Here is a 20,204-nt window from a genome sequence, read left to right as displayed (position 1 = left end):
CGGGAACGGGGGGCCGCCGCCGCACCGGCCGCGCGTGGCTAGGGCCGCGCGTGGGCGAGGGCCGACGGCGTGCCCCGGCCGACGATCGCCGGCGCCTCGCGGACCAGGGTGTCGTCGTCGACCGCCTCGACCATGAACCGGGCGTAGTCCACCCGCCGGGTCCGGTTGCTCGCCAGCACCGGGTCACCCACGTGCCGGCTCCACACCGGCAGCCCCTCGCTCTCGCCCTCCTCCAGGTCACTGCCCCGCACGACCGTCCACCGGGTGTCGCTGGCGAAGATCCGCCGGCACGCCTCCACCTGGTCGGCCACGTCCACGACCCGGGCCAGCTTCGCCAGCCGCCCGAACACCGCCACCAGCACCCTGAACCTCCGGGTGTAGACGTCGCGCCCGTCGCGGGCCACGTGCCAACCGCAGGAGAACACCAGACGGGTACCGGGGCGGGCGTGGTCGAGCACCGCCTGCGCCGTACCCGACGAGTAGTTCCTCACGCCCCACGGCACGAGCACCGTGAGCACGGCGTCGCATCCGGCCACCGCCCGGGCGATGACCGCGCGGTCGTCGGTCGGGCCGGGGACCACGGTGATGTCGTACCCGTCGAGTTTGTGCACGCTCTTCTCCCGGCACACGCCGACGACCTCGAATCCCCGGTCCAACGCGTGCCGCACCATGTACCGCCCGAGCTTCCCGGACGCGCCGACCACGCACACCCGCCGGCCCGCTCCCGGCTTCCCGCCGCTCTCCGCGCCGATCGCTTCCATCGTCCGCCTCCTCTGGCCTTACGCTGTAAGGCTGGAACCTTACGCTGTAAGGGTGAGCCGTACAACGTAAGGTTGTCAAGATGACCGCCGATCCCGCGCCCCGCCGCGCGCCCCTCACCCGGGAGATCGTGCTCCGCGCGGCCGTCGCCCTGGCCGACGAGAACGGCGCCGGCGCGCCCAGCATGCGCACCCTCGCCGGGCGGCTCGGCGTCGAGGCCACGTCCCTCTACCACCACTTCCGGACCAAGGACCTGATCCTCGACGGCATGGTCGACACGGTCTTCGCCGAGATCGAACTCCCGCCGCCCGCCGCCGACTGGCGCACCGCGATCCGCCGGCGGTCCGCCTCCCTGCGCGCCGCACTGCTCCGGCACCCGTGGGCGATCGGCCTGATGGACTCCCGTACCCACCCCGGCCCCGCGACCCTGCGCCACCACGACGCGGTCATCGGCTGCCTGCGGCGGGGCGGCTTCTCGATCGCCGGCGCGGCCCACGCGTTCTCGGTCCTCGACAGCTACCTGTACGGCTTCACCCTCCAGGAACTCAGCCTGCCGGCCGCGCCGGACGGCGGGATGGACGAGGTGGCGGGCGCGATCCTGGACGGGCTGCCTCTGGGCGAGTTCCCGTACCTCGCCGAGATGATCACCGACCGGGCGTCGCGGCCGGGGTACGCGTACGCCGGGGAGTTCGGCGTCGGGCTCGACCTGATCCTCGACGGGTTGCGGCGGGAGCGCCGGAGCTGGGCGTGACGCCCTGGTGCTCGACGGGTTGCGGCGGCGCCGGAGCTGGGCGTGACGCCCCTTCGCGGGGTCGGCGCCCGTCCCCGCCCTCGGGCATGATGGGCCGGTGCCCCTTCTCGTTCCGCCGGCGCTCCCCGCCGGAAGCCTGGCCGACCACCGGCAACCCCTCCTCCCCGTCGACGGCGGCCTGAGCCTGCGCCCCTGGCGCGACAGCGACGCCGAGGCCGTGCGCACCGCGTTCGACTGCCCGGGCATCCAGCGGTGGCACGTCCGCCGCCTCGACGACCTCGACGAGGCCGGCGCCTGGCTCGCGAACTGGCCCGCGCGCTGGGCCGACGAGACGGCCGTCAGCTGGGCGGTCGTCGACGACCGCGACGCGCCGCTCGGCCAGACCGGGCTGCGCAACATCTCGCTGTTCGAGGCCCACGCGGCCGTCTCCTACTGGATGCTCCCCGCCGCCCGGGGCCGGGGCGTGGCCGTCCGGGCGCTGGGGGCCCTGACCCGGTGGTCGTTCGACACGCTGGGCCTGCACCGGCTCTCGCTCCAGCACTCCACCGGCAACGTCGCGTCGTGCCGGGTCGCGGCGAAGGCCGAGTACGCGCTGGAGGGCACCCAGCGGGGCTCCATGTTGCACGCCGACGGCTGGCACGACGGCCACGTGCACTCGCGGCTGCGCACGGACGGCACCACCCCATGATCGATGAATTCGCGAAGGAGTACCTGCACGGGGATCTGCGCGACGTCCGCGAGGTGCTGCTGTGGAAACTCGACGGCCTCTCCGAGTACGACGTCCGCCGCCCCCTGACCTCGACCGGAACGAACCTCCTCGGCCTGGTCAAGCACCTGACGGTGACCGAGGGCAGGTACTTCGGCCTCGTCTTCGACCGCCCCTTCCCCGAACCCCTGCCCCGGTGGGACGACGCTGAAGCCGGCGACGCGACCATGTGGGCGACAGAGCACGAGACCCGCCAGGACCTCATCGACCGGTACCGCCGCGTGTGGGCGCACTCGGACGCCACGATCACCGCCCTGGCGATCGACGCGCCCGGCCACGTGCCCTGGTGGCCCCGCCCCGACGTGAAACTGTTCAACATCCTGGTCCACGTGCTCACCGAGACCAGCAGGCACGCCGGGCACGCCGACATCCTGCGCGAACAGCTCGACGGCGCGACCGGGTTCAACGCCCGGCACGCGCACGGGCGGCCCGACGAGGCCGTCCGGGAAGCCCGGCGCGCGAAGATCGAACGGGCCGCCAGGGCCGCGCCGTCGGGCGGTGGGGAAGCCCCCGGTCGCACGTAGCCCACGGAGGCGGAGCCGTCACGGCCCGGCCGGCGAAGCCAGTCGTCGGCGGACCTGTTCGGCCAGGGCCGGTGGCCAGCCCTGGACTGTGATCGCTCCTCGCGCGGAGAGGCCGGCGTCCCGGGGGAGTGGCCCACTGCCTGTGGCCGGGGCGTTCGGCCGCGAACGACGGGGCATCGGATCGGGGCGCGGGCGGTGAGAATAGCGGGATGTCGGATGCGGTGATGGGAGAGCGGGCGGTCGACGGGCTGCTCGCCGGGGTCGGCGCCGCCCTGGAGCGGGCGGGACGGACGTTCGAGCCGTCGGAGCTGACGTTTCTGGGGGCCGGGTTCTCGGTCTCGGTGGTGCGGGCCGGGCCGGACCTCGTCGTGCGGGTGCCCGACACCGGGGACGCCGCCGGGCGCGGTCTGCGCATGGTGGAGGTGCTCGGCGCGCTGCCCGAACTGCCGGCCCGGGTACCGGAGGTGGTCGAGGTGCTGCCGGCGCAGGAGTCGTTGGAACACGGCGCGCTGGTGCACAGGTGGCTGCCGGGCGAGCAGGTCTCCGCCGGGCTGGTCCGGTCGCGAGGCCCGGCGCTGGCCGGGGAGACGGCCCGGTTCCTCGCGGCCCTGCACGCGGTGGACTCCCCGGAGCTCGAAGCCGTGCTGCGCCGGGTGCCGGCGGAGGCTGGGCCTGGTGGGCAGGAGACGGAACTCTGGCCGCCGGACCCGGTCGTCGAGCTCGTCGCCGGGCGGCTGGCCGGTCCGGAGGCCGCCGCGTTCCGGCGCTGGCGGGCCGAGTACCGCGACTGGCTCGCCGGGCCCGGAAGGCCGGTCGCGCTGCACGGCGACTTCTGGCACGGCAACCTGGTGGCGCGGGACGGCGGTCTGGCCGCGGTGGTGGACTGGGAGGACGCCCGGCTCGGTGATCCGGCGGCCGACCTGTGTGGCCTGTGGTATCTGGGCGCGGAATTCGGTGCGGCCGTCCTGCGCGGATACGCGGAGCTCACCGGTGTCGACAGCGCGGCGCTGGGGCGGGGCGTGGCGGTGAACCGGGTCCGCCGCGAGGTGCGCGGCGTGGAGTGGTCGGTGCGCCACGACGATGCCGACGAGCTGGAGGAGTCCATCGCGAAGGTCCGGGCGGTGCTGGGCTCACAGGGACCCGTCTGACGGTCCCTCGACGGGTTCGGCGGTCGCCCACCTCGTCCCCTCGCACGTCCCTCGTGCGGGAGGCCCGATCGGGCGGTTCGCGGGTGTCGCGGTCAGTAGGGTGGGGGCATGAGAGCGCTACTCACCTCGTCCGGGATCAGGAACGGCAGCATCCACGCCGCGCTGGTCGAGCTGCTGGGCAAGCCGGTCGCCGAGGCCACCGCCCTCTTCGTCCCCACCGCCCTCTACCCGTTCCCCGGCGGGGCCGGCATGGCCTACCGGGCGATCCGCGGCGAGAGTCCGTCGCCGCTGTGCGAACTCGGTTGGAGATCCATGGGGGTACTGGAGCTGACCGCCCTGCCGAGCATCGACGAGTCCGCCTGGGTGCCGGCGGTCCGCGACGCCGACGCGCTGCTGGTCGGGGGCGGCGACCCGCTGTTCCTCGCCCAGTGGATGCGGCGCTCCGGCCTGGCCGACCTCCTGCCGACGCTGCGCCCCGAGGCGGTCTACGTCGGGGTGAGCGCCGCGAGCATCGCCGCCGCCGCCACCTTCGTCGAGACGTACGTCGACCCGCCCCGGGGGACCGACGGACCGCTGAGGTCGGAGAGCGTCGTGTTCGGCACGCCCGAGGGTGAGGTCGACCGGCTCCTGGTCACCGGCCGGGGCGCGGGACTGGTGGACTTCGCGGTGATCCCGCACCTGGAGCACCCGCACCATCCCGACGCCTCCCTGGCCAACGCGGAGAAGTGGGCGGCCCGGATCCCCGCGCCGACGTACGCGATCGACGACGAGTCCGCCGTCACCGTGGTCGACGGCGTGGCCCGGGTCGTCTCCGAGGGGCAGTGGAAACTGTTCCAGCCCCTGGCGGGACCGGGCTAGGCCGCGCTTGCGGGATCGCCGGGGTGCTCCCGCGCGCCGTGACGTGTCCGGCGCCGACTGTCGAATCTGGTGCCGAGGAGGCCTTTCGTGCGCAGCGTGACGTATTCGATGAGCATGTCCCTGGACGGCTACGTCGTCGGGCCGGACGGCGGCTTCGACTGGGCGGCGCCCGACAGGGACGTCTTCCGGTTCTGGATCGACGAGATCCGCGACGTCGGCGTCCACCTGATGGGCCGGAAGCTGTACGAGACGATGCTGTACTGGGAGAACGCCGACCAGAACCCCTCGCTCGACGCCGCGGAACTCGAGTGGGCCGCGCTCTGGAACCCGCTCCCGAAGGTGGTGTTCTCGACCACGCTGTCCGAGGTGGAGGGTAATGCCCGCCTGGTCTCCGGCGGTCTGGCGGAGGAGATCGGGCGACTACGGGCCGAGCCGGGGGAGGGCGACATCGCGATCGGTGGCGCGACCCTCGCCGCCGGGGCGGCCGCGTCGGACCTGATCGACGAGTACCGGGCCATGGTGTATCCGGTACTCGTCGGCGGGGGTGTTCCGTTCTTTCCCCGGGGTGAGCGCCGGGTGGATCTCGAACTCGTGGAGACCCGCACGTTCGGCTCGGGGGTCGCCTACCTCCGCCACCGCGTGATCCGCTAGACGCGCACCGCCTCCCGCGCCGAGCGGTGGTGCGACGGGCGGACCCGTCGCACCACCGTCGGCGTCAGCAGGTGCGCGCGGTGACGACGCCGGTCGGCTGGTTCACGGTCACGAACTCCCTGTTCACGCCGCCGAACATGCTCGGCGTGAAGACCACGTAGGTGACCGTCTGGTACTCGACGAACAGCCCGTAGCTCTGGCCGGGGCTGAGCGTCACATCGATCCCGGCGGTCCGGGTCACCGCGGTGTTGAGCTGGGCGCCGAGCGTGGCGACGAGAACGTCCTTCGCGCCGGCGGAGATGCCCGCGCTGACCTGGTAGGTGACCTGGTAGGTGAACGTCCGGCTCAGCCTCGTCGGCGAGGGCGTGGAGTTGCGCAGGCAGTCCTCGCGCTTCTCCTCCTTCGGCCCCCGGCCCAGGACCGCGGCGGTGTTGCTGGGGCCGCCGCCACCGCCACCGCCGGTGTAGACGGCGATCCATTCGTTGGACGGGGGCGGGGGTACCGACGGCGCCGGTTCCCTGGTGGCCGTGACCACGATCTCGGGCAGGGACGGCACCGGCGTGACGGCGGCGCCCCAGTCCCCGACGGTCTCGAAGTACTCGCCGCCGCCCGCGCCGTCGGGCACCCAGTTGCCGGGGTCGAGGCTGCCGCCGTAGTCCTCGCATCCACTCTGGCTCTCCGTCTCGGCGCCCCAGCACGCGTACGCGGCACCCGGCAGCACCGCCAGCGGAACGGTGGTCAGGACCGTCGCTCCGAGCGCGATGGCCGCCAACCTCATCCTGACCTTCAAGAGTCCTCCAACATTAGAAAGAATTCGAATCGACGTGTGCACGATACACATCGATGGGCCCGCGAACTAGCTCAGTTGGATGGGTTGGCATCCCACCGTTCACACTGGCCGACGCGAGGACATGGACCGCCCACTGCTGGGAGCATCCCGCCGTGCGCGGGTCGCGCGGAACCGGGAGGTCTGGCCGGCCGTCCGAGTGGTATGAGAACCGTGCGCCCGATCTACGCGGCGGCCGCAGCCTGTGTGGCGCTGTCGGCGGCCCTGTTGACCCTGACCTCCGGACCGGCGGACGCCTCGTGCGTGTCGACTCCGGTCACCTCGCGGCACGCGTTCGCCGGGGTGGTGACGGACACCGAGAACCGGGGGCGGGTCGCCCGGGTCCGTACCGACGACGGGCGCACCGTCACCGTCGTGGGCACCGAGGCGACCGGGCCGGACAGTTTGACCACTGTGGACCGGTCCTACGAGGCGGGCACCCGGTACGAGTTCCATCCCGTGAACGGCTCCAGCCCGTACCGGGACAACATCTGCACCGCCACCCGCGCGCTCGGGTCCGCCCCGGTCCTGGAGGCCGCGGACCGCTCGGTGTGGTGGATCGGGGCGGGCGGCATCGCCGTTCTCGCACTGGCCGTCGGCGGGTTCCTGTTCACCCGGCGAACCCGGCGCGACCCCGGGCCCGACGGGAGCGGCCGGGCATCCTGAGCCGAACAAGTCGGGGCGTCGACAAGCGCAACAATCTCCCCAGGTCGGGGGCGCCGCTCCGGAGTAGCGTCTGCCGCTCCCACGATGCCCGCCGGGTCGGCGCGGCTCGGGGCTATCGCCGTGCCGCCCCGGCCCCGGTTCGGGGTCGGGGCGGCACGGATTGTCACGCCGGGCGGAGCGGCGCCGCCTCGATCGGGTCGCGGAGGTACTGGGCCGCGAGGCTGGTCAGCAGCCCCGGAGGGCGTAGGCGAGGAACTGGGTGACCTCGCGCTGGTCGAAGTTGTCGTCGGAGGCCACGACGAGGGTGCACTCGCCGGTGGCCAGGCGCGGCCCCCAGGACATCGCCTCGAAGTTCTGCTGGGGCTGGCCGAGCGCGCCGAAGTCGTACAGCAGGCGCTTGCTGACCGCGCCGTACGCGGGGCCGGTGGCGACGCTGTCGCGGTGCAGCACGTCGGTCGCGCCGCGCAGGTCGATCTCGTACAGCTTCGAGCGGTAGTTGACGCCCTCGATCCAGGAGCGTTCCAGGGCCACGAACCGGTGGTCGTCGATCGCGAGGAGTTCGGAGACGCCGCTGTCGGCGTGGCCGGTCGGCGGGATCGGGGCGGCCGGCAGGGCGTCGAGCGGGTAGACGTACTGGGCGCGCACCCCGCCGGAGCGGCGATCCCACACCGTGAGGCGCGCGGGAGCCCCGTCGTCGGCGGTCGGCAGCGCGCCGTCCTCGTAGCGGGGGCCCTCCATGGCGGCCACGATCGTGTGCGGGGTGAACGTCAGGCCCTCGATGCCGGTGTTGCGCCGCGCGCCGGAGTCGGTCTCGGTGAGCTCCAGGTTGCGGGGCAGCGGCAGCCCGCCCCGGTCCTCGCCCGCGGGGCTGGTCCACCGGATGGACTGTTGCGCCAGCGGCGGGGCGGACTGGCCCGGCCGGGGGCGGTCGCCCTCCTGGGCCCAGAGCAGCCGGCGGCTCCACGGGTCGAACCGGATCGACTCGGGGTCCACGGAGCCGGGCCTGCCGTACTCCGGGTAGGGGGCGCCGGCGGAGTCCAGGAGCGTGGTGACGCCGGTGAGGCGTACCCCGGTGAAGGTGCCCTTGACGGGGTCGATGTCCAGTCGGCTGGTGTAGAACCGGGCCGGGTTGTAGCGCCACCGGTCGTCGGACAGCAGGTACCACGTGCCGGTGACCGGGTCTCGGTCCATTCCGGAGAACCCGCCGACCGTGGTGCCCTCGAACTGCGCCAGGTGCGGCAGGCGCTGCTCGCCGAGGAACCGGGCGATCCGCAGGGCCCCCCGCTCCTCGGCGGCGGCGGGTGCCGGGCGCGTGCCGGCCTCGGCGGTGCCCAGCGCGGCGACCAGCACCGCGGCGGCGGCGACTCTTCTCCACCAGCAGGTCATCGTTCTCCTCATATTGGACGTATAGGACTCCAAAGGATGGATCAGACAATACATTTTGGGAAAAGTCCAGCACCGCCCCGCGAGCCTCGGGCACACCGTGGACGGTGGCCTTCCCCCGACGGGCGGGCGGCGCCAACCGCTGGGAGAGGCCGGGCGGGCGGCGCCGATCGCCGGGGGAGACGGGCCGGCGCGTCGACCGCTAGGGGAGCTGGATCTCGAAGTGCACCGTGGCGGACGCGTCGAGGTCGGCGTGCACCTCCTTGGCCTGGGACCGCCAGAACGCCTCCGCCCCGGGCACCCGGGTGTCGGTGTGCAGGTAGATCGCCGTGTACCCGCCGGCCCGGGCCACGAAGTCGCACGCCTCCCGGACGAGCCGGCGGGCCAGGCCGTGCCGGCGGTGCCCGGGCCGGACGTACACCCGGAAGAGTTGGGCGGTGGTGCCCGACGGGTACCGGTCGACCAACCATCGCGGGTGCGGCGGGCACTGCGGGCCGTCGGCGCGCACGGCGGTGGTGGCGACCACCTCCCCGTCGAGGACCGCGACGAACAGCGCGTGCCGTTCCGGGACCAGGTACGCGGCGCGCAGGTCCACCACGTCGGCGTGCCAGCGCGGCACGTAGCCGTGGTCGAAGTCGCGGTAGAACGTGTCGAGCATGACCTGCCGGGCGCTGGCGAGGTCGTCCTCGCCCGCTTCCCGGATCTCGTACTCGGTCATGGCACCTCCTGTTCGGCGAGCGCGTCGAGTTGCGCCCGGGTGAGCGGATGTCGCGGGTCGGTCAGCAGGGTCGCGGTGCGGCCGTGCTCGACCAGGTGGCCGTCGGCGAGGACGGCGAGGTGGTCGGCTGCCCCGGCGACCAGGGGCAGGTCGTGGCTGATCAGGATCAGGGTGAGGTCCAGGCCGGTGAGCAGGTCCATCAGGCCCGCCTGGGTGAGCGGGTCCAGGGCCGAGGTGATCTCGTCGCAGACCAGCACGTCGGGTTCGGCGAGCAGGGCGCGGGCGATGGCGGCCCGTTGCAGTTCGCCGCCCGACAGGCCGGCGGGGCGGCGGCCCGTGGTGCCGGGGGCCACGCCGAGCCGGGTGAGCAGCGCGTCCGCCTCCGCCCGGGCGGTGTCCGGGGTCAGGCCACGGAGCAGGACGGCGGTGCGGGCCACCTGCTCCAGGACGGGGCGGCGCGGGTCGAAGGAGGCGTGCGGGTCCTGGAACACGTACTGCACCCGGCGGCGGTGCGGCAGGTCCCGCTGGTCGAGCCGGCCGGGCAGCACCTCGCCGCGCACCCGGACCTCGCCGGTGGTCGGCGCGTGCAGCCCGGCCAGGCACCGGCCGAGGGTGGTCTTGCCGCTGCCGGACGCGCCGACGACACCCAGGCACGAGCCCGCCGGCAGGACCAGGTCCAGCGGGGCGAGCGCGGCGCGGCGGCCGTAGTGGGCCGTCAGACCCGAGACCTCCAGGAGGGGTACGCCGCCGCCCGCTCCCCGGGTGACGCCGGGCTCGCCGTCGACCGACTCCCGCGCGGTGTGGGACCCGGCCTCGCCCACGTTCCGGGGCTCGTCGCCGGGTTCCCGGGTGACCCGGGGCCCGACCTCGACGAGTTCCCGGATGCGTCGGGGCTCGGCCTCGACCAGTTCCCGGGTGTACGGGTGCGTCGGCGCCGCCAGGACGGACGCCGTGCCCTGTTCGACGACCCGGCCCCGGCGCAGGACGAGCACCTGCGAGGCGAGCGCCCGGACGGCGCCCAGGTCGTGGGTGAGCAGCACGAGGGTGAGCCCGGCTGCGGCCAGCGCGGCGAGTTCGTCGAGGACGGCGCGCCGGGTGACGGGGTCAAGCCCCGTGGTGGGCTCGTCGAGCACGACCACCTTGGGGCCGCCGACGAGCGCTCCGGCCAGGGCGAGGCGCTGCTGCTGCCCGCCGGAGAACTGGTGCGGATAGCGGCGCAGGGTCTCCCGGTCGGTGGCCAGCTGAGCGGCGGACAATGCCCGGCCCACCGCCTCCCGCGCCACCGCGCGCCCACCCCGACCCACGGTCCACCCTCCGGGCTGGCGCGCCCCGTCCGCGCCCGCCCGGCGCCTCCCCTCGGCGGCCGACGCGTCCGGCCCGGACCGAGCCCCGCCCACCGCCGCCAGCTCGGCGAGCACCCCGCCGACCCGCCGCGCCGGATTCAGCGCCGCCGCCGGATGCTGCGGCACGTACCCGACGAGCCCCCTGGGCCGGCGCGCCCCGAGCATGTCGTACCCGTCGACCAGGATCCGGCCCGTCAACGCGACCCCGGGCCGGGCCTCGCCGAGCAGGGCGAGCCCGGTGGTGGTCTTTCCGCTGCCGGACTCGCCGACCAGGGCGAGCACGCCGCCGGCCGGCACCTGGAGGGACACGTTCTCCACAATAGACGTGGAACCGACAATTGCGACGAGTTCGTGAAGTTCGATCATCGTCGTCTCCGGGTCAGGTCGTCCGCCAGCAGGTTCATGCCGACGGTCAGGGCCACGATCAGGATCGCGGGCGCGAGGACCGCCCACGGTTGCAGGAGCAGGCCGGCCCGGTTGCGGTCGACGAGCACCGCCCAGTCCGCCGAGCCGGGCGGCAGGCCCACGCCGAGGAAGTTGGCGGCGCCGACGAGGTACACGGCCGTGGTCAGGCGGGTGCCCGCGTCGGCCAGCAGCGGGCGGGCGACCTCGCGGGCGACGAAGACGGCGTACACCCGCCACCGGGGTTCGCCCTGCAACAGCATCGCCTCGGCGGCCGGCCGGCGGACCGCGTCGAGAGTGGCGGCCCGGATCAGCCGCGCGATGGCCGGGGTGTTGACCACGGCCACGACGACCACGACCATGCCGACGCCCCGGTCGGTGAGCGAGGCGACGAGCAGCAGGACGAGCAGCGCCGGCACCGCGAGCAGCACGTCGAGGGGGCGCATCAGCAGTTCGTCCAACCAGCGACGACGGGTACCGGCGGCGGCGAGTCCGACGAGCGCGCCCAGCGCGTAGGCCACCAGGCTGGCCGTCGCGGCCAGGAGCAGCACGGACGCGCCGCCGCGCAGCACCAGGCCGAGGACGTCGCGGCCGAGGGAGTCGGTGCCCAGCGGGTAGCCGGGGCCGGACCAGTAGGCGATGCCGCGCTGGGCGGTGGTGAGCGGGGCCAGCAGGGGGCCGGCGACGGCGACGAGGGTGGGCACGGCGACCAGCGCCCCGGCGACCACGACCCGGCCCCTCACGGGGTCACCCGCCAGGGAGCCGCACCGAACGGTCGGGCCCCGACGACGGCGCGGCTCACCGGGCCACCCCCGCCCGGGGTGTCAGCCGGTGCGCGGCGAGGTCGGCGGCCAGGTTCACGCAGATCACGACCGCCCCGACGAGTACCGTCGCCGCCTGCACCACGGGAATGTCCCGCCCGGACACCGCGTCCACGATCGCGGCGGCCAGCCCCGGCACGGCGAACACGGCCTCCACGACCACGATCCCGCCGAACAGCCAGTCCACGGTCCGGGCGAGCTGCTGCACGGCGGGGACCAGCGCGTTGGGCAGCGCGTGCCGGAGCACGACCCGCCACGGGGCGAGGCCGTGCCGCCGGACGTGCGCGACGTACTCCGAGGCCAGCGCGTCGACCATCCCCGCCCGGACCAGCCGGACGAGCGACGCCGCCGACCGCGCGGCCAGCACGGTCACCGGCAGCACCAGCAGCACCGGGGTCTCCGTCAACGACCCGCCGACCGCCGTGGCGGGCAGCACCCCCAGCCAGAGCGCGAACACGGCCACCAGCAGCACCGCGAGCGCGTACTCGGGCACCGCGTGCAGGGCCACCGTCACCGCGCTGATCGCCCGGTCGAGCCTGCCGCCCTCCTTCAGCGCGGCGAGCACGCCGAGGAGCAGCGACAGCGGCAGCAGCACGGCGAGGGTGACCCCGGCGAGGACGGCCGTGGGCGCGATGGCCTGGCCGAGCACGTCGGCGACCGGCCGGCCGGTGACCAGGGACGTGCCCAGGTCACCGGCCGCGAGGTCGCCCAGCCAGCCGACGTACCGGTCCCACGGCGGCAGGTCCAGCCCGAGGGCGTGCCGGATCGCCGCGATCCGCGCCGGGTCGGGCACGTCCCCGGCGGCGACCACGGCCGCGTCCCCGGGCAGCGCCTCGGTGAGCACGAACACGCCGGTGGCGACGACGAACAGTTGGGCGAGGCCGACGCCGAGCCGGCCGAGGGTGTAGCGCAGCACAGGATCAGGCCAGCCATACCTTGTCGAACCGCGCCCAGTCCAGGGTGTTCGGCGGCGCGTCGGCCACCCCGTTCAGGCGGGCCGAGGTGCCGACGATCCAGTCCGCGAAGCCCCAGATCAGCAGGCCGCACCGTTCGTGCAGCTGGACCTGCATCTCCCGGTACGCGGCGGTGCGCGCGGCCGGGTCCACACTGGACTGCATCTTCCGGTACAGGGCGTCGAACTCGGGGGAGCCCCACCTGGTGACGTTCTGCGGGGACGTGGTGAGCAGCCGGGACGCCAGGTGGGTGTCGATCGGCATCGCCCCGGACCGGTACGAGGAGAACGAACCGCCGCTGAGGGTGTCCTTGAAGAACGTGTCCTTGTTGCCCACGGCCACGTCCACGGTCACCCCGGCCGCCTTGGCCTGCTCGGCGAACAGGGTGGCGGCCTCCACGAGTCCGGCCCCGGCCTGGGCGGTCTGCAACGACACCTTGAGGCCCTCGACGCCGGCACTCTTGAGCAGCGACTTCGCCTTCTCCACGTCGCGGGTGCGCTGCGGCAGGTCCGCGTAGTACTGGTAGCCCTTGCCGAACAGGTCGTTGCCGACCGAGCCCATGCCGCCGAGCACGGTGCGGACCAGCTCCTCCCGGTCCACCAGCAGCCGGAACGCGGCGCGCACCTCCGGCTTGTCGAACGGCGCCCGGTCGAGCTTCATGGCGAGCGCGTGCATGGCCGAGCCGGGCGCCCGGTGCACGGCGACCCGCTTGTCGGCGGCGTAGGTGCGCGCGCTGGCGGCGCTGAGGTCGTGCGCGTACTCGACCTGGTTGCCGACCAGCGCGTTGATCCGGGCGGTCTCCTCGTTGGCGGGCACGAACTCGACGCGGTCGAGGTAGGGCGCCCCGTCCCAGTACCCGTCGAAGCGGTCCACGACCAGCGTGCCGCCCGCCGCGAAGGACACGAACCGGAACGGTCCCGATCCGACGGGTTTCGTGAAGTCCGTCAGGTCCTTCGGCGTGATCCACGCGCCGAACGCGGTGGTGGCCAGCGGGAACTCCGACACCGGCCGCTTGAGCACGAACTCGATCACCTGCGGGCTGACCGCCGTGCTGGCCTTCAGGTCGATCGCGTCGAGCTGCACGGCCGCGCGCCGGGTGGCGGGCGCGGCCAGGATCCGGGCGTAGCTGGCGAGCACGTCCTCGGCGGTCACCGGCCGGCCGTCGTGGAAGCTGGCCTTGCGCAGCGTGACCTTCCACTTCGTCGCGTCGCCGTTGGGTTCGAACTTCTCGGCGAGCCGGGGCACCGGAGCCATGTCCGGCCCCAGCTCGGCCAGCTTGTCGAACAGGGCCTTGCTGCGCGCCCCGTCCACGAACAGGGTCGCCGCGTGCGGGTCGAGGGTCTCCTTGGCCCCGGCGGTCTGGAACGCGGCGCGCACCCGGCCGCCCTTCACCGGCGAGCTCGCGGTCTTCGGGGCGGTGGCGGACGAGGTCGAGCAGCCGCCGAGCAGGACGCCACCGGTCAGGGCGGCGCCGCCGAGCAGCAGTCCCCGGCGGGTGGGGAGGGGTACGGACATGGTCAGGAGGCCTTTCGGTGGGCGCGGGCGACGACGTGCAGCCGGTCGCCGGACAGGGTGGAGTGCAGGGGTGCGCCGTCGGTCCACGGCACGTCGGTGCGCGGGCCGGGTGCGTCGAAGCAGGCGAGTACCTCGAAGCCGGCGACGGTGAGGAAGTAGCGCAGTTCCTGGGGGAACAGCAGCCGCCACGCGGAGTGCTGGACGACGTCGGGTTCGCCCTCGGCCCGCCAGATCCGTTCGCGGCGGAGCAGTTGGGCCCCGTGGTCGATGCTGAGCCGGGTGGTGGCGTGCAGGTCGTTCACGGTGCGTTCCTGCACCCGGTTCAGGGTTTCGTCGTTGCCGAGGAAGAACGCGCCGTTGCGCATCTCGGCGACGAACAGGCCGCCGGGGGACAGGTGCGCGTGGCAGGCGGCGAACGCCCGGGCCAGGTCGTCGTTCGTGTGGCAGTACAGCAGCGAGCTGTCCATGCACGTGATCACGTCGAACGTCGCGCCCAGGTCGAAGGACTCGATCCGCCCGGAGACGAACTCCACGTCCGGGTACGTGGCCCGGGCGTGGTCGAGCATCTGCGGCGAGGTCTCCAGCCCCACGGCCGGGTAGCCGAGGGTGGCCAGGTGCCCGGCGTCGCGCCCGGTGCCGCAGCCCAGGTCCAGCAGCCGGCGGCCGGGGCTGCCGAACCGGCGGACGACGCCGTCGACGAACCGCGCCGCCGTGTGCTCGGGGTCGGGGAACGCGACCTCGTAGAGGGCCGGATTGTCGGTCAACAGGTTCAACGGGTACTCCCAACGACGGATGGAACCAGCGCGCCCCGCAGATCGAGGCGGGCGACGGCGAGTGCGCACCCGAGGCCCAGCGCGGCCAACGGGGGCCACGCCCAGCCGGACTCCCACAGCGCGCCGGCCCCGGCGGAGGCCCCGGCGGCGGTGAGCCCGGAGACGAGGTAGAACACGCCGAAATGGGTACCGGGCAGCTCGCGGTCCCCGAGTCCGGCCACGAGGTCCATGACGAACGGGTTGGCCACGGCGAACCCGAGCGACAGCAGCAGGACGGCCACGACCACCGCCCCGATCCCGACCGGGCCGCGCTGCGCGACCATCGGCGGCAGGAACGCCGCCCCCATCAGCGCCAGCCCCACGGCCACCGCCCGGCCAGGGCTCCACCGGTGCCGGCACCACGCGGTGATCCGGACCTGGCAGCTCAGGCTCAGCACCGTGGCCAGCAGGAACACCCCGCCCACGGCCCGGGGCGTGCCGGTGGCCCGTTCGGCGGCCAGCGGGATCACCAGGTACAGCTGGGTGTACAGCGCGAACACCCCGCTCGCGGCCACCGTGAACAGCAGGAACACCCGGTGCCCGAGCACGGCGCGCCAGTCCCGCCACACCGACTCCGTGCGGCGCGCGACGGGCCGGGCGGGCAGCGCGAACACCTGCGCGATCGTGAGCAGCACGAAGATGCCCGCCGCCCCGCCGGCCACCACCGGGAAGCCGACCCCGATCAGGGCGGCCCCGAGCAGCGGCCCGGCCAGCGCGCCCGCGTTGGCGAACACCGCGAACCGGGCGAAAGCCTCGGCCCGCCGCTCGCCGGCCTCCACCGCCACGTACGCCCGGACGGCCGGGTTGAACAGCGCGCCCGACAGGCCACTGAGGACGGACGCGATCAGCAGGCCGGGCAGGTTGTCCATGACGGCGAACAGGCCGAAGCCCACGGTGCGCAGCCCGCAGCCCAGGATGATGACGGGGCGCGGCCCCCACCGGTCGGCGAGCGTGCCGCCGAGCAGGAACAGGCCCTGCTGGCTCAGGGTGCGCACGCCGAGCACCAGCCCCACGGCGGTGGCCGCCAGGCCGATCCCGTCGAGGTACCCGGCGAGGAACGGCACCAGCAGGTAGAAGCCGACGTTGACCCCGAACTGGTTGACCAGCAGCACCCGCAGCGGCCAGGACAGGGTCCTCATCGGCGCCGCACCCCCAGCCCGGGCCCGGTGGGCTGGACCAGGGTGCCGTCGGCCCCGCCGATCCCGGCCCACGGGTCCTCGGCGAGCAGCAGGTGCCCGTCGAGGTCCAGCCAGCGCGCGAGGGCCGCCAGGTGCACGGCCGGCGCGACGGACAGCGTGCTGGACGCCAGGCAGCCGAGCATCACGTGCGTGCCCTGCGCGCGGGCCGCCCGGGCCATGTCCACGGCCCCGTCGAGCCCGCCGCACTCCACGAGCTTGACGTTCACGCCGTGCGCGACCCCGGCCAGCAGGGGCACGTCGGCGGCGGTGCGGGCGTCCTCGTCGGCGATCACCGGGATCGGTGAGCGGGCCGCGACCCTGGCGAGTTCGGTGAGATTCCCGTGTTTGACGGGCTGTTCGACGGCGTCGACCCCGTGGCCGGCGAGCGCGTCGAGCATCCGCGCGGCGGTGTCGGCGTCCCAGCCGCCGTTGGGATCGGCCAGCAGGACGGCGCCGGGCGCGGCGGCCCGCACGGCGGCGACCACGGCCAGGTCCTGCGGTCCGCCCAGTTTGAGCTTCAGGACCCCGAAACCCCGCCCGACCAGCGCGGTCGCCTGGGCCGCCGCCTCCGAGGGACTGTCGAGCCCGATGGTGTACGCCGTCCGGCCCCCCGCGACCGCCGGCACCCCCAGCACCGCGTGCACGGCGCGCCCGGTGGCCCTGCCGAGCAGGTCGTGCGTCGCGGCGTCCACGGCGGCGACCACCGGCAGCGCGTCGGGGTACGCCGCGCGCAGCTCCGGCAGCAGTGCCCGCAGCTCGGCCTCGGACCGGCACGCGGTGACCGCCGGGGTCAGCCCGTCGAGGACCGTGGCGATCCCGGCCACGTCGAGCCGGTAGTAGTTGCTGGTCACGACCTCGCCGTACCCGGCGATCCCGTCGTGTTCGATCGAGACCTCGACGGCCCCGCGTTCCGTGGTGACGCCCCGGGAGATCCGGAACGGGGTCCGCAGCCGCAGGGTCCGGGTGGTCCACGTGAGCTTCATGCCGACAGTCCGCTCGGCAGGGACAGGGGGTCGCGGACGGCCTGACATCGGGTCCAGCGGTCGATCTCCGTGCCGTCGGAGGCGTCCAGTTCCACGGGGGCGGTGGCCGGTAGGGCGTCGAGGAGGCCGTGCCGGGCGCAGTAGTCGTCGTCGAAGATGGTCTGCCAGTACCGCAGCGGGCCGTCGGGGAACACGGCCACCACCTGCTGCCCGGGACCGGCCGCCGCGACCCAGGCGGCCACCCGGGCCACCGCGCCCGTGCTCCAGCCCCCGGACACGAACGCGTGCCGGGCCAGCCGCCGGCAGGTGTCCACGGCCTCGGCGGGCGCGATCCAGTGCACCTCGTCGAACTCGGCGTAGGCCACGTTGCGCGGGTACACGCTGCTGCCCAGCCCGCGCATCAGCCGGGGCCGGGCCGGCTGCCCGAAGATGGTCGAGCCGATCGTGTCCACCCCGACCAGGCGCAGGCCCGGCCACCGGCGGCGCAGGGCGCGGGCGATCCCGGCACTGTGCCCGCCGGTGCCCACGCTGCACACCAGCACGTCCACGGGCGGCACCTGCGCGGCCAGCTCGTCGGCCAGTGTGGCGTACCCGGCGGGATTGTCGGGGTTGCGGTACTGGTCCGGCCAGAACGCCCCCGGCAGCTCCCGGCACAGCGCGACCAGCCGTTCCCGGCGCGCCTCCTGCCAGCCCCCGGTCGGGTGCGGCTCGGTGACGACCTCCAGCCGGGCCCCGTGCGCGCGGAGCATGGTCCGCATCACGGGTTCGAGTTCGTTGTCCACGACCAGCACCACCGGGTGGCCGAGCGCCGCGCCCGCCAGGGCCAGGCCGACCCCGAGCGTTCCGCTGGTCGACTCCACGACGGGAGCGCCCGGCAGCAGATCCCCGCGCCTGCGCGCCTCGCGGAGCATGCTCAACGCGGGCCGGGCCTTCATGCCCCCCGCCCCGAGGTACTCCAGCTTGGCGAAGAAACCCGGGTGCGGACGGGGCAACGGCGTCGTCACCCGCAGCACGGGGGTGTTGCCGACCAGGTCGGCGAGACAGTCGGCGCGGTGGTTCACGAGCTTCCCTTCGAGGGGTAGTGGTGCAGGGTGGTCGGCCCGCCGTCGAGCCAGAAGAACGGGTACGGCTCGGCGGACAGTGCCGTCACGCCCGAGCCGAGGAACTCGCGCGCGACGGCACTGCCGGTCTGGGCGAACACGACGAGCGGGACGCCGGCGTCCCGCGCGTGGTCGAGCAACCCCTCGAACGTGCCGTTGCCGAGCGTCATCCCGGACACCAGCAACGCCCCGGCCGTGTCCAGCGGGGCGGCGGTGAGCACCGGCTCGTCCCACTCGGTCACGCCGCCCTTGAGGTCGCAGGGCAGATAGGTCAGTCCCCTGTCCCGCAGCGCGTGCAGCAGCGAGTTGACGACGCCGATCACGGCGACCGGCCCGCCGAGGTCCGCCGGCAGCAGGTCCACGACCGCGCGGGCCCGGGCCGTGGACTTGGCCAGCGAGTCCCCGGCGGGCAGCGTGCGGGCCACCGCGTCCGGGTCGGAGCCGAAGGGCCTGCGGTCCATCAGGTACGCGTCGAGGGTGGCGACCCGCACCGCGCGCGACGGGTGTTCCAGCAGCGCGCGGACCGGGCGGCCGAGGGCGGCGAACACCTCCTCCTCACGGAGTTCGCCCGGTTCCACGGAGCACGCGCCGACGGCCGAGCCGACCCGGACGCAGACCACCTCGTTGCGGTAGCCGGTCTGGCGGCCGGGGTGGTGGGCGCCCTGGCGGGTGCTGAAGGCGACGGTGACGGGGGTGTCGAGGCCGTCGCCCTCCGCCCGGTGGTTCCCGTTTCCGGCCAGGACGCTGTGGAGGAGTTCGTCGACGCTACGCATAGTCGATCCCGATACATCCGACCAGCGCGGCGGCCCGGGCGGCGGCGGCCTCCGGGGTGTCGGCGACGGTCATCACCCGCCCGGCGTACCCGTTGTTGTCGTCCGTCGCCACCAGCTCCTGACCGGCGACGACGTCGATCTGCCACTCCACCACGTCGGCGTCGGCGGGCCGGTCCGCGCCGGTCACCGCCCGCACCCGGCCCGTCCGGGACGGCACCAGGAACGCGATCGCGGCCCCGCCCACCCCGGTGTCGCGCACGGTCAGATCAGGATCGAACCCGAGGACCACATCCAGGTACGCGCCCGGCAGGTCGACCCCCGTCACCCGGCGGACCAGTTCGGTGATCGAGTTGCCGGCGGGCCGCAGGTTGACCTCCACCACGTACGGCCCGCGCGCCGTCAGCTTCACCTCGGTGTGCGCCACCGCCCGGTCCACGCCGAGCGCCGCCAACGCGGCCAGCGCCAGATCGACGGCGGCCTCCCGGTCGGCGGCCGGCACCGGGGCGGGGAACGCGTGCCCGGCCTCCACGAACGAGGTCGCCCCGGTGATCGCCTTGTCCGTGACCCCCACGACGGTGGTGGCCCCGTCCACCGTCACGGTCTCCACGCTCACCTCGGGGCCGACCAGGAACTCCTCGACGAGTACGGTGGCGTCGCGCTCCTGGCCCCGCGCGTTGACCGGGAACCCGGCCAGCGCCCCGTACGCGGCCCGCAGGCCGGCCTCGTCGTCGGCCCGGCGCACGTACATGCCCGCGCACAGGTCCACGGGTTTGAGCACCACCGGGTATCCCACCTCTGCCGCCGCCCGGGCGGTGTCCGCCCAGGTCACGGCCGTCGCGTACCCGGGGGTGGGCAGGCCGGCGTCCGCCATCACGCGCCGCGCGACGTGCTTGCGGTGCGCGCGGCGCACGGCGGCCGGGTCGCAACCGGGGAGCCCGAGGTACCGGGCGAGGGTGGCGGCGGTCTCCAGGTAGTAGTCGCAGGAGCTCAGTACCCCGTCGAAGGGGGTGTCGCGGTGTGCCCTTTCGACGGCGGCCCGGACGGCGGCCGGATCGTTGGTCTCGGCCGTGAGCACGGACTTCGCGCCGAGCAGCGGATGCTCGCCGGGACCCCGCCAGGACCGCAGGTAGTGGTCGAGATTCCGGGTCAGGAACGTGAACTCGTGGCCGGCTTCGGCGATCGAGCGGGGCAGGAGCCGGCTCATCGCCCCGACCCAGCTCTCCACGACCAACAGGTGGGCCATCATCGCTCCGTTTCGGCAGGTGGTGCGGGGT

21 protein-coding genes are annotated in these 20,204 nt (G+C 74.3%); 7 read left to right on the top strand and 14 right to left on the bottom strand.

Features of this window, described 5'->3' with window-relative positions; translation table 11 throughout:
* Positions 1-38 precede the first annotated feature (38 nt).
* Positions 39-761 carry an NAD(P)H-binding protein gene (locus tag AB0M43_RS04360; RefSeq protein ID WP_363721079.1) on the bottom strand — a complete coding sequence of 241 codons (723 nt, stop codon included), beginning with the start codon at positions 759-761 and terminating at the stop codon, positions 39-41.
* 80 nt (positions 762-841) lie between these two features.
* Here AB0M43_RS04360 and AB0M43_RS04355 point away from each other — a divergent pair, with 80 nt between their 5' ends.
* The 6 genes from AB0M43_RS04355 to AB0M43_RS04330 all read left to right on the top strand — a co-directional run bounded on the left by AB0M43_RS04355 (position 842) and on the right by AB0M43_RS04330 (position 5,457).
* On the top strand, positions 842-1,510 hold the full coding sequence (locus AB0M43_RS04355) for a TetR/AcrR family transcriptional regulator (RefSeq protein WP_363721077.1): 669 nt from the start codon (positions 842-844) through the stop codon (positions 1,508-1,510).
* A 97-nt stretch (positions 1,511-1,607) separates the two neighbouring features.
* Positions 1,608-2,198 carry a GNAT family N-acetyltransferase gene (locus tag AB0M43_RS04350; protein ID WP_363721076.1) on the top strand — a complete coding sequence of 197 codons (591 nt, stop codon included), beginning with the start codon at positions 1,608-1,610 and terminating at the stop codon, positions 2,196-2,198.
* Positions 2,195-2,800, top strand: coding sequence for a DinB family protein (locus AB0M43_RS04345; protein ID WP_363721074.1), 606 nt, complete (start codon positions 2,195-2,197; stop codon positions 2,798-2,800). Before AB0M43_RS04350 ends, AB0M43_RS04345 begins: the two co-directional genes overlap by 4 nt.
* 209 nt (positions 2,801-3,009) lie before the next feature.
* Complete coding sequence (locus AB0M43_RS04340; protein ID WP_363721072.1) at positions 3,010-3,948, top strand: aminoglycoside phosphotransferase family protein; 939 nt, start codon at positions 3,010-3,012, stop codon at positions 3,946-3,948.
* A gap of 108 nt (positions 3,949-4,056) precedes the next feature.
* The gene (locus AB0M43_RS04335) at positions 4,057-4,806 is read left to right on the top strand and encodes a Type 1 glutamine amidotransferase-like domain-containing protein (RefSeq protein ID WP_363721070.1); all 750 of its coding nucleotides are present in this window, start codon (positions 4,057-4,059) and stop codon (positions 4,804-4,806) included.
* 87 nt (positions 4,807-4,893) lie between these two features.
* Positions 4,894-5,457 carry a dihydrofolate reductase family protein gene (locus tag AB0M43_RS04330; protein ID WP_363721068.1) on the top strand — a complete coding sequence of 188 codons (564 nt, stop codon included), beginning with the start codon at positions 4,894-4,896 and terminating at the stop codon, positions 5,455-5,457.
* Between the two features lie 64 nt (positions 5,458-5,521).
* Here the strand turns inward: AB0M43_RS04330 and AB0M43_RS04325 are convergent, their stop codons facing one another.
* On the bottom strand, positions 5,522-6,247 hold the full coding sequence (locus tag AB0M43_RS04325; RefSeq protein ID WP_363721066.1) for a DUF6426 family protein: 726 nt from the start codon (positions 6,245-6,247) through the stop codon (positions 5,522-5,524).
* Positions 6,248-6,457: 210 nt separating this feature from the next.
* Between AB0M43_RS04325 and AB0M43_RS04320 the strand changes: the two genes are divergently transcribed.
* Positions 6,458-6,949: a hypothetical protein gene (locus tag AB0M43_RS04320; protein WP_363721064.1), complete on the top strand. Its 492-nt coding sequence runs from the start codon at positions 6,458-6,460 to the stop codon at positions 6,947-6,949.
* 225 nt (positions 6,950-7,174) lie between these two features.
* On the opposite strand, the gene AB0M43_RS04315 is transcribed toward AB0M43_RS04320, so the two are convergent.
* From AB0M43_RS04315 to AB0M43_RS04260, 12 genes are all read right to left on the bottom strand, one after another.
* A complete protein-coding gene (locus tag AB0M43_RS04315) occupies positions 7,175-8,347 on the bottom strand; it encodes an esterase-like activity of phytase family protein (protein ID WP_363721063.1) in 1,173 nt (390 codons plus the stop codon).
* 187 nt (positions 8,348-8,534) lie between these two features.
* On the bottom strand, positions 8,535-9,050 hold the full coding sequence (locus AB0M43_RS04310) for a GNAT family N-acetyltransferase (protein WP_363721061.1): 516 nt from the start codon (positions 9,048-9,050) through the stop codon (positions 8,535-8,537).
* Positions 9,047-10,759 (bottom strand): ATP-binding cassette domain-containing protein, encoded by a 1,713-nt coding sequence (locus AB0M43_RS04305; protein ID WP_363721060.1) that lies wholly within the window; start codon positions 10,757-10,759, stop codon positions 9,047-9,049. The genes AB0M43_RS04310 and AB0M43_RS04305 overlap by 4 nt, the downstream gene beginning before the upstream one ends.
* Positions 10,756-11,538, bottom strand: coding sequence for an ABC transporter permease subunit (locus tag AB0M43_RS04300; RefSeq protein ID WP_363721058.1), 783 nt, complete (start codon positions 11,536-11,538; stop codon positions 10,756-10,758). The genes AB0M43_RS04305 and AB0M43_RS04300 overlap by 4 nt, the downstream gene beginning before the upstream one ends.
* 55 nt (positions 11,539-11,593) lie before the next feature.
* Positions 11,594-12,532 (bottom strand): ABC transporter permease, encoded by a 939-nt coding sequence (locus AB0M43_RS04295; protein WP_363721056.1) that lies wholly within the window; start codon positions 12,530-12,532, stop codon positions 11,594-11,596.
* A 4-nt stretch (positions 12,533-12,536) separates the two neighbouring features.
* Entirely contained in the window at positions 12,537-14,084 is a 1,548-nt protein-coding gene (locus tag AB0M43_RS04290) for an ABC transporter substrate-binding protein (RefSeq protein ID WP_363721055.1), read from the bottom strand.
* Positions 14,085-14,086: 2 nt separating this feature from the next.
* A complete protein-coding gene (locus tag AB0M43_RS04285; RefSeq protein WP_363721053.1) occupies positions 14,087-14,857 on the bottom strand; it encodes a class I SAM-dependent methyltransferase in 771 nt (256 codons plus the stop codon).
* Entirely contained in the window at positions 14,854-16,035 is a 1,182-nt protein-coding gene (locus AB0M43_RS04280; RefSeq protein ID WP_363721051.1) for an MFS transporter, read from the bottom strand. Before AB0M43_RS04280 ends, AB0M43_RS04285 begins: the two co-directional genes overlap by 4 nt.
* The gene (locus AB0M43_RS04275; protein WP_363721049.1) at positions 16,032-17,057 is read right to left on the bottom strand and encodes a dipeptide epimerase; all 1,026 of its coding nucleotides are present in this window, start codon (positions 17,055-17,057) and stop codon (positions 16,032-16,034) included. The genes AB0M43_RS04280 and AB0M43_RS04275 overlap by 4 nt, the downstream gene beginning before the upstream one ends.
* Positions 17,054-18,118 carry a PLP-dependent cysteine synthase family protein gene (locus tag AB0M43_RS04270; RefSeq protein ID WP_363721047.1) on the bottom strand — a complete coding sequence of 355 codons (1,065 nt, stop codon included), beginning with the start codon at positions 18,116-18,118 and terminating at the stop codon, positions 17,054-17,056. Before AB0M43_RS04270 ends, AB0M43_RS04275 begins: the two co-directional genes overlap by 4 nt.
* The gene (locus AB0M43_RS04265) at positions 18,115-18,930 is read right to left on the bottom strand and encodes a DUF364 domain-containing protein (protein ID WP_363721046.1); all 816 of its coding nucleotides are present in this window, start codon (positions 18,928-18,930) and stop codon (positions 18,115-18,117) included. The genes AB0M43_RS04270 and AB0M43_RS04265 overlap by 4 nt, the downstream gene beginning before the upstream one ends.
* Positions 18,923-20,173 carry an ATP-grasp domain-containing protein gene (locus AB0M43_RS04260; RefSeq protein WP_363721044.1) on the bottom strand — a complete coding sequence of 417 codons (1,251 nt, stop codon included), beginning with the start codon at positions 20,171-20,173 and terminating at the stop codon, positions 18,923-18,925. Before AB0M43_RS04260 ends, AB0M43_RS04265 begins: the two co-directional genes overlap by 8 nt.
* Between the last annotated feature and the right edge of the window lie 31 nt (positions 20,174-20,204).

Source organism: Longispora sp. NPDC051575, from assembly GCF_040681875.1.
GTDB lineage: Bacteria > Actinomycetota > Actinomycetes > Mycobacteriales > Micromonosporaceae > Longispora.
Note: the sequence above shows the minus strand (reverse complement) of the source record. Positions and strands in the feature narration are given on the sequence as shown.